Raw genomic sequence first — 7,423 nt, 5'->3', positions numbered from 1 at the left:
GCAAGGTGTTCGTGCCGCGCGACGCGCAGAAGCGCGCCTTCAAGCCCAGCCGCTGATCGGCCCTCGAGCTGCTCGCAAAGCCCGCGTTCTCCGGAACGCGGGCTTTTTGCATTGGGGGTTTGCGAGCAGTCGAAGGCGCCGATTTTGGTTGACGTCTGAATTGATGAAAAGTAATGTATTGGACGCGCGCAGTCCTGCATTCCGGTTCCGCATCGTCGGTGGCCGGTTCATCAACCTCAGCTTTTCGACCCTTCGACCATGAAAATCGCGATCCTGGGTGGCGGCCATGGGGCCTATGCGGCCGCCGCCGATCTGTCCGAAGCCGGGCATGAAGTGCGGCTGTGGCGCCGCGACGCGGCCGCGCTGCAGCCGGTCATCGACAGCGGCAGCATCGTGCTCAAGGATGCGCGCGGCGTGCGCGAGGTGCCCATTGCGCTGCCCACCGCCGACATCGGCGCGGCGCTGCGCGATGCGGAACTCATCGTGCTGCCGACCCCGGCCATCGCGCAGGACTTCATCGCGCGCGCCATGGCACCGCACCTGGTCGACGGCCAGGTCGTGTTCCTGCCGCCCGGCACCTTCGGCAGCTACGTGATGGCGCGCACCGTGCGCGAGGCCGGCAACCGCGCCGACGTGGCCTGGGCCGAGACCGGCACCTTGCCCTACCTGGCGCGCAAGCACGGCGAGCGCGAGGTCAATGTCACCATCCGCGCGATCCGCCTGCCCACCGGCGTCTATCCGGCACGCAAGGCCGCGCAGGCGATCGACACCATCCGCGTGGCCTACCCGAGCGTGCACGGCTGCGGCGACGCGCTCTCGGGCGCGCTGATGAATGCCGGCCCCGTCATCCATCCGCCGCTGATGGTGATGAATGCCGCGCCGCTGCAGCACTTCGAGCGCTGGGACATCCACAACGAAGGCACGCAGCCCGCGGTGCGCGCCGTGACCGACCGGCTCGACCGCGAGCGCATCGCCGTGCGCGAGGCCTTCGGCCATGGCGGCCCGCACTATCCGCTGGCCGACCACTACGACAACGATCGCTGGATGTACGGCGACGCCCACAAGCAGCTCGTGAAGTCGGGCGACTGGCGCGAGAACATCGACCTGCACGGCCACCGCTACATCACCGAGGACACCGAGCTCGGCCTGGCCTTCCTCGCCTCGGCCGCAAGGCATGCGGGCGTCGATGCACCCATCGCCCACGGCCTGCTCGCGATCGTCGGCGGCTTCCTCGGCCGCGACCTGCGCCAGGGGCCGCGCAGCTTCGAGGCCCTGGGCCTCGCGGACCTGTCGGCCGACGCGCTGCGCCAGAGGCTGCACGATGGCGAATGAGCCGGTCCGCTTCGCCGCGGTCGGCGCGGGGCGCATGGGCCGCGGCATCGCGATCGCCTTCGCCTACGCGGGCCATCGCATCGCGCTGGTCGACCTGCGCGTGCGCGGCGAGGAGGCCTGGAACAAGTTGCACGACGAGGCACGGCAGGAGATCGCGGCCAGCCTCGCGGGCCTGGCGCAACTCGGCGTGATCGATGCGGCGCAGGCCGAGGCCATCGCGGCGCGCGTGCAGTACGTGCGCGCGGCACAGGCACCGGCGGCGCTCGCGCAAGCCGAGCTGGTGTTCGAGGGCGTACCCGAAACGCTCGAGGCCAAGCGCGAGGCCTTCGAACACATCAACGCCCATTGCCGCGACGACGCGATCCTGACCTCGACCACCAGCAGCATCCTGGTCACGCAGCTCGCGGCGCTGGTGCGCAGGCCCGAGCGTTTCCTCAACATGCACTGGCTCAACCCGGCCTACGTGATCCCGGTGGTCGAACTGAGCTGCCACCCGGGCACCGACCCCGCCGTGCTGGCGCGCACGCGCGCGATCATGGAAGCGATCGGCAAGCTGCCCGTGGTGTGCGGGCCCACGCCCGGCTACATCGTGCCGCGGCTGCAGGCGCTGATCATGAACGAGGCCGCGCGCATGATCGAGGAGGGCGCCGCCACCGCCGAGGAGATCGACAAGGCCACGCGCCACGGCCTGGGCCTGCGCTTCGCGGCGCTCGGCGTGGTCGAGTTCATCGACTTCGGTGGCTGCGACATCCTGCACCACGCGAGCCGCGAGATGTCGGCCTCGATCGACAAGGGGCGCTACACCGCGCCGGCCATCGTCGACCGCATGGTGGAGGAAGGGCGGCTCGGCCTCAAGAGCGGCAGCGGCTTCTATGCCTACGAAGGCACCGACACCGCCGCCTATCGCCGCGACGTGCTCTCGCGCACGCTCGGCATGCTGCGCCACGCGGGCCTCTGGCGGCCCGCGGCCGAACGCACGCTGCCATGACGATGCCGATCCGCCGTGCCTTCGCCGATCTGTCGGTCGGGCAGGTGCACTGCGCGAGCTGCGGCGATGTCGATGCACCGCCGGTGCTGCTGCTGCACCAGTCGCCGCGCAGCTGGCGCGAGTACGAGGCGGTGCTGCCGCTGCTCGGCGCGCGGCATCGTGCGATCGCGATGGACACCGTGGGCTTCGGCGATTCGGCCGCGGGCAGCGAGCCCGCCTCGATCGCGCACTGGGCCCGCGTCGCGGCCGAGCTGCTCGATGCGCTGCGCATCGAACGCGTTGCCGTGGTCGGCCATCACACGGGCGGCGTGATCGCGATCGAACTCGCGGCCGCGCTCGGCGAGCGCGTGCGCGCGCTGGTGCTGTCCTCGACGCCCTATACCGACGCGGCCTTTCGCCGCGCGCGCGCCGAGCGTCCGCCGATCGACGAGGTCGAGCCCAGCGAAGACGGCAGCCACCTCGCGGCACTGTGGGGCAAGCGGCAGGGCTTCTATCCGCCCCACCGGCCCGAGTTGCTCGAAGCCTTCGTGCTCGATGCGCTCAAGGTCGGCCGGCGGCTCGAGGAAGGCCATCGCGCCGTGGCCTCGTACCGCATGGAACAGCGCATCGATCGCGTCACGCAGCCCGTGCTGATCGTGCGCGCGCCGCAGGATCCGTTCGCCTCGCCGCATGCGCAGGAGCTCGCGCAGCATCTGCGCCACGCGGCCAGCGTGCGCATCGCCGACATCGAAGGCGGCATGGTGCCGCTGCCCGACCAGTTGCCCGAAGCCTTCGCGCGCTGCGTGGACGACTTCCTCGCGGGCCTCGCATGAAGGCCGTGCGCATCGCGCAATGGGGCGAGCCGCCGCGCATCGAGGTGCGGCCCGATCCCGTGCCCGCGCCGGGCCGCAGCCTGGTGCGCATGCGGGCCGCGACCGTCGGCCACATCGACCGCACCGTGTGGCGCGGCGGCTTCCTGCGGCCACCGTCCTTGCCGTACACGCCCGGTGTCGAGGGCGCGGGCATCGTGATCCACAGCGAACGCTTCGCGCCGGGCCAGCGCGTGTGGCTGCGCGGCAGCGGCCTCGGCACACTGTTCGACGGCACCTGGTGCGAGATCGCCGACGCGCCCGATGCCGCGCTCGGTGAACTGCCCGAGGGCCTCGACATGGCACTGGGCTCGGCCTTCTTCTCGCCCTGCACCTCGGCCTGGGTCGCGTTGCACGAGGTGGCGCGCGTACGCGAAGGCGAGCGCGTGATGGTCACGGGCGCGAGCGGTGCGGTCGGCTCGCTCGCGGTGCAGCTCGCGCTCGAGATCGGTGCGAAGGTCTGCGCGGTGGTGGCCGATGCGTCCGCCGACCATGGCTTGCCTTCGGGCGTCGACATCGTCGAGTGGCGGCCCGGCATCGAAGCGCCGTCGCAAGAGGCCGAGGTGCTGATCGACACCGTCGGCGGCGATGTGCTCGCCGCGCTGCTGGGCCGCGTGCTGCCGGGTGGGCGCGCGGTGCTGGTCGGCTACACGGCGGGCGAGACCCTGTCGCTCTCGCTGCCGGCCTTCATGCAGCGCGACGTGAGCCTGCTGCCGCTCAACATGTTCCGGCGCGAGGCGCAGGGCCGCGCGGCGGTGCCTCGATTGCTCGAGCGATTGAGCGACGGGCGTTTGCGGCTCGCGGTGCAACGCTTCGCGTTCGACGAAGCGGCACGGGCGCTGGACTGGATCGCACAGCGTGGCCATCGAGGCCGCGCGGTGCTCGTCGCGGACTGAGCTTCGGCGCTACGCGTCGTCCTCTTCCTGTGCCGCGTCCGTCGGCGCATGCGCATGCAGCTGGATCATCAGCCGCAGCGTGTTCTTGAGTTCCTCCGCGCGCGTGAGGCCGAAGGGCTCGAGCACGCGGCGCTCGTGCTCGCTCGCGAGCTGCATCAGATGCTCCACCTTGGCCGCACCCTTGCGGGTGATGCGCACCAGCGTGATGCGGCGATCGCTCTCGTGGGGAATGCGCTCGACCTGGCCCTGCGTCTCCATGCGGTCGAGCAGCCGTGTCACGGTCGGCTGCTTGGTCACGGTGATCTGCGCGAGCCGGCCGATGCTCACCGCATCGCCGCCCGCGAGCGAGGCCATCACGCGCCACTCCGACACCGAGAAACCCTCCTGCCGCGCCACCTCGTGGAACTCCGAGGAGATCAGCTGGCTCGCCTGCGCGAGCAGCGCGGGCAGGTAGTTGTCGACGAAGCGCTGCGGCTTCTTTTCAGTGCTTCCCATGCGTTCTCCCGATGCACATCGAACGACCCGAAAGTGGCACGCGGCTTGCGTGTCTAGGGTTATTCATGATTGTGGATAGATTCATTTCTAAACAGTATACGTACCAAGGCCCGTACAAGCACTCATCGCTTTTCTGCAGGTGATGCATGAACGGGCCACCGCCCACACGGTGACGTCGATCCAGGAAAAGAGCAAGCCATGGCCGAGCGTTCGTTTGTCGAAGAAGTGAAGAAACTGCGGCTGTCCGCCGGTGAAGTGTTCCGCGGCGAAGGCATCCTCGCCGTCACCAAGGCGCTGCTCGAATCGGGCGTGTCGTACGTCGCGGGCTACCAGGGCGCGCCGATCTCGCACCTGATGGACGTGCTGGCCGATGCGCAGGACATCCTCGCCGACCAGGGCATCCGTTTCGAGAACAGCGCGAGCGAGGCCACGGCCGCCGCCACGCTCGCGGCCTCGGTCAACTATCCGCTGCGCGGTGCCGTGACCTTCAAGGCCACGGTCGGCACCAACGTCGCATCCGATGCGCTGGCCAACCTCGCCTCGGGCGGCGTGACCGGCGGCGCGCTGGTGATCGTGGGCGAGGACTACGGCGAAGGCTCCTCGATCATGCAGGAGCGCAGCCACGCCTTCGCGATGAAGTCGCAGATCTGGCTGCTCGATCCGCGGCCCAACCTGCCGAGCATCGTCGAGGCCGTGAAGCAGGGCTTCGAACTCTCCGAGGCCAGCCACACGCCCGTGATGCTGCAGCTGCGCATCCGCGCCTGCCATGTGCACGGCCAGTTCGTTGCCGCCGACAACCGCCGCGCCGCCTACTCGGTGCAGGAGGCGGCCGAGAACCCGCGGCGCGACGTGAGCCGCATCGTGCTGCCGCCCGCGAGCTTCGTGCACGAGCAGGAAAAAGTGAAGGAGCGCTGGCCCGCGGCCGTGCGCTTCATCGAGGAGCGCGGCCTCAACGAGTTCTTCGCCGACGGCGCCGACGACATCGGCATCGTGGTGCAGGGCGGCAGCTACAACACGCTGGTGCGCGCGCTCGAGCGCCTGGGCCTGGCCGACGTCTACGGCAACAGCCGCATCCCGCTGTACGTGATGAACGTCGCCTATCCGGTGATCGACAGCGAGGTGGTGCGCTTCTGCGAAGGCAAGCGCGCGGTGCTGATGGTGGAGGAGGGCCAGCCCAACTTCATCGAGCAGAACATCGCGACCATCCTGCGCCAGCGCGGCGTGACCACCGCGCTGCACGGCAAGGACATGCTGCCGGTGGCCGGCGAGTACACGGCCGCCGAGCTGCTGCAGGGCGCGCGCGTCTTCTGCGAGCGCTACGGCCGCCTCGCGCCGCAACCGGCCGCGCCCGTGCCGGCCCCGGTGCGCAAGGTGATCCCGCTGATCGAGCTGCCGAGCGAGCCGGCCGCGCCGCTGGCCGACAGCGTGCACGCGCGCCCGCCGGGCTTCTGCACCGGTTGCCCCGAGCGCCCGATCTTCAGCGCGATGAAGCTGGTCGAGCGCGAGCTCGGCCCGCACCACGTGAGCGCCGACATCGGCTGCCACCTGTTCTCGATCCTGCCGCCGTTCCACATCGGCAACACCACCATGGGCTACGGCCTCGGCGGCGCGGGCGCGGCCGCCATGGGCGCGCCGCGCGGCAAGCGCGCGATCGCGATGATGGGCGACGGCGGCTTCTGGCACAACGGCCTCACGAGCGGCGTCGCCAACGCGGTGTTCAACCAGAGCGACAACCTCACCATCGTCGTCGACAACAACTACACCTCGGCCACCGGCGGGCAGGACATCCTGTCGTCGAAGGCCGTCAACGCCACCCGCAGCACCGGCCACGCGATCGAGCGCGCGGTGCGCGGCGTGGGCGTGAACTGGGTGCGCACCATCCGCCGCACCTACGACGTGGCCGGCATGCGCGATGCGCTCAAGGAAGCGCTGACCACCAAGGAGAAGGGCCCGAAGGTCCTGATCGCTCAGTCCGAGTGCATGCTCAACAAGCAGCGGCGCGAGAAGCCGCTGGTGCGCAAGGCCATCGCCGACGGCAAGCGCATGGTGCGCGAGAAATTCGGCGTCGATGCCGACACCTGCACCGGCGACCACTCCTGCATCCGGCTCTCGGGTTGCCCCTCGCTGTCGATCAAGACCAACCCCGATCCGCTGCGCACCGACCCGGTCGCCACCGTGCTCGAGAGCTGCGTGGGCTGCGGCAACTGCGGCGACGTCTCGCACGCGGCCGTGCTCTGCCCCTCGTTCTACAAGGCGCGCATCGTCAGCAATCCCACCGGCTGGGACCGCCTGCGCGAGCGCGTGCGCGGCGCCGTCATCGGCTGGCTGCAGCGCGGCGCCGCGCGCCGGCGCGAGGCCTATTCGTTCTGAGCGCGCCGATGACCAAGCAACAACCGATCAAGATCGCGATCCTCGCCATGGGCGGCGAGGGCGGCGGCGTGCTGGCCGACTGGATCGTCGACATGGGCGAGGCCAACGGCTGGGTCGCCCAGACCACCTCCGTGCCCGGTGTGGCGCAGCGCACCGGCGCCACCATCTACTACGTGGAGCTGTTCCCCGAGGCCGCCGCGCGCGCCGACGGCGGCCAGCCGGTGCTGGCACTGATGCCGCTGCCCGGCGACGTCGACCTGGTGCTTGCCTCCGAGCTGATGGAAGCCGGCCGCGCGGTGCAGCGCGGGCTGGTCACGCCAGACCGCACCACGCTGATCGCCTCCACGCACCGCGTCTATTCGATCGCCGAGAAGAGCGCGATGGGCGACGGCCGCGTCGACAGCCGCGAACTGCTCGCGCATGCGGGGCGCGCCGCGCACCGCTTCATCCGCTTCGACATGGCGCAGGCCGCGGAAGACGCGGGCAGCGTGATC

General features: G+C 70.3%; 7 protein-coding genes. 6 read left to right on the top strand and 1 reads right to left on the bottom strand.

All coding sequences use genetic code 11. The annotated features are described in order from the left end of the window. Positions 1 to 258 precede the first annotated feature (258 nt). From AC27VN_RS27060 to AC27VN_RS27045, 4 genes are read left to right on the top strand one after another with little or no spacing between them, the layout of a single operon-like run. A complete protein-coding gene (locus AC27VN_RS27060; protein ID WP_261208543.1) occupies positions 259 to 1,332 on the top strand; it encodes an NAD/NADP-dependent octopine/nopaline dehydrogenase family protein in 1,074 nt (357 codons plus the stop codon). Next, positions 1,322 to 2,320 (top strand): 3-hydroxybutyryl-CoA dehydrogenase, encoded by a 999-nt coding sequence (locus AC27VN_RS27055; RefSeq protein ID WP_490878526.1) that lies wholly within the window; start codon positions 1,322 to 1,324, stop codon positions 2,318 to 2,320. Before AC27VN_RS27060 ends, AC27VN_RS27055 begins: the two co-directional genes overlap by 11 nt. Positions 2,321 to 2,322: 2 nt before the next feature. After that, the gene (locus AC27VN_RS27050) at positions 2,323 to 3,132 is read left to right on the top strand and encodes an alpha/beta fold hydrolase (RefSeq protein ID WP_490878527.1); all 810 of its coding nucleotides are present in this window, start codon (positions 2,323 to 2,325) and stop codon (positions 3,130 to 3,132) included. Then, on the top strand, positions 3,129 to 4,064 hold the full coding sequence (locus tag AC27VN_RS27045) for a quinone oxidoreductase family protein (RefSeq protein WP_490878525.1): 936 nt from the start codon (positions 3,129 to 3,131) through the stop codon (positions 4,062 to 4,064). Before AC27VN_RS27050 ends, AC27VN_RS27045 begins: the two co-directional genes overlap by 4 nt. Positions 4,065 to 4,073: 9 nt before the next feature. Here AC27VN_RS27045 and AC27VN_RS27040 read toward each other — a convergent pair whose 3' ends face one another. Continuing rightward, positions 4,074 to 4,559, bottom strand: coding sequence for a MarR family winged helix-turn-helix transcriptional regulator (locus tag AC27VN_RS27040; protein WP_431512003.1), 486 nt, complete (start codon positions 4,557 to 4,559; stop codon positions 4,074 to 4,076). 198 nt (positions 4,560 to 4,757) lie between these two features. On the opposite strand from AC27VN_RS27040, the gene AC27VN_RS27035 reads away from it, so the two are divergent. Both AC27VN_RS27035 and AC27VN_RS27030 read left to right on the top strand, forming a co-directional pair. Continuing rightward, complete coding sequence (locus AC27VN_RS27035; protein WP_490878524.1) at positions 4,758 to 6,929, top strand: thiamine pyrophosphate-dependent enzyme; 2,172 nt, start codon at positions 4,758 to 4,760, stop codon at positions 6,927 to 6,929. An 8-nt stretch (positions 6,930 to 6,937) separates the two neighbouring features. Then, the coding region (locus tag AC27VN_RS27030; protein WP_490878523.1) for a 2-oxoacid:acceptor oxidoreductase family protein at positions 6,938 to 7,423 on the top strand (486 nt) is incomplete at its 3' end.

The organism is Variovorax sp. 20P10.2.4 (assembly GCF_058244205.1).
The sequence above is the reverse complement of the archived record's forward strand: the minus strand, read 5'-3'. Positions and strand labels throughout refer to the sequence as shown.

Excerpts from the sequence above, each read along its gene's own strand:
- AC27VN_RS27060 (WP_261208543.1), top strand. The coding sequence starts at position 259 with ATGAAAATCGCGATCCTGGGTGGCGGCCATGGGGCCTATGCGGCCGCC.
- AC27VN_RS27055 (WP_490878526.1), top strand. The coding sequence starts at position 1,322 with ATGGCGAATGAGCCGGTCCGCTTCGCCGCGGTCGGCGCGGGGCGCATG.
- AC27VN_RS27050 (WP_490878527.1), top strand. The coding sequence starts at position 2,323 with ATGCCGATCCGCCGTGCCTTCGCCGATCTGTCGGTCGGGCAGGTGCAC.
- AC27VN_RS27045 (WP_490878525.1), top strand. The coding sequence starts at position 3,129 with ATGAAGGCCGTGCGCATCGCGCAATGGGGCGAGCCGCCGCGCATCGAG.
- AC27VN_RS27040 (WP_431512003.1), bottom strand. The coding sequence starts at position 4,559 with ATGGGAAGCACTGAAAAGAAGCCGCAGCGCTTCGTCGACAACTACCTG.
- AC27VN_RS27035 (WP_490878524.1), top strand. The coding sequence starts at position 4,758 with ATGGCCGAGCGTTCGTTTGTCGAAGAAGTGAAGAAACTGCGGCTGTCC.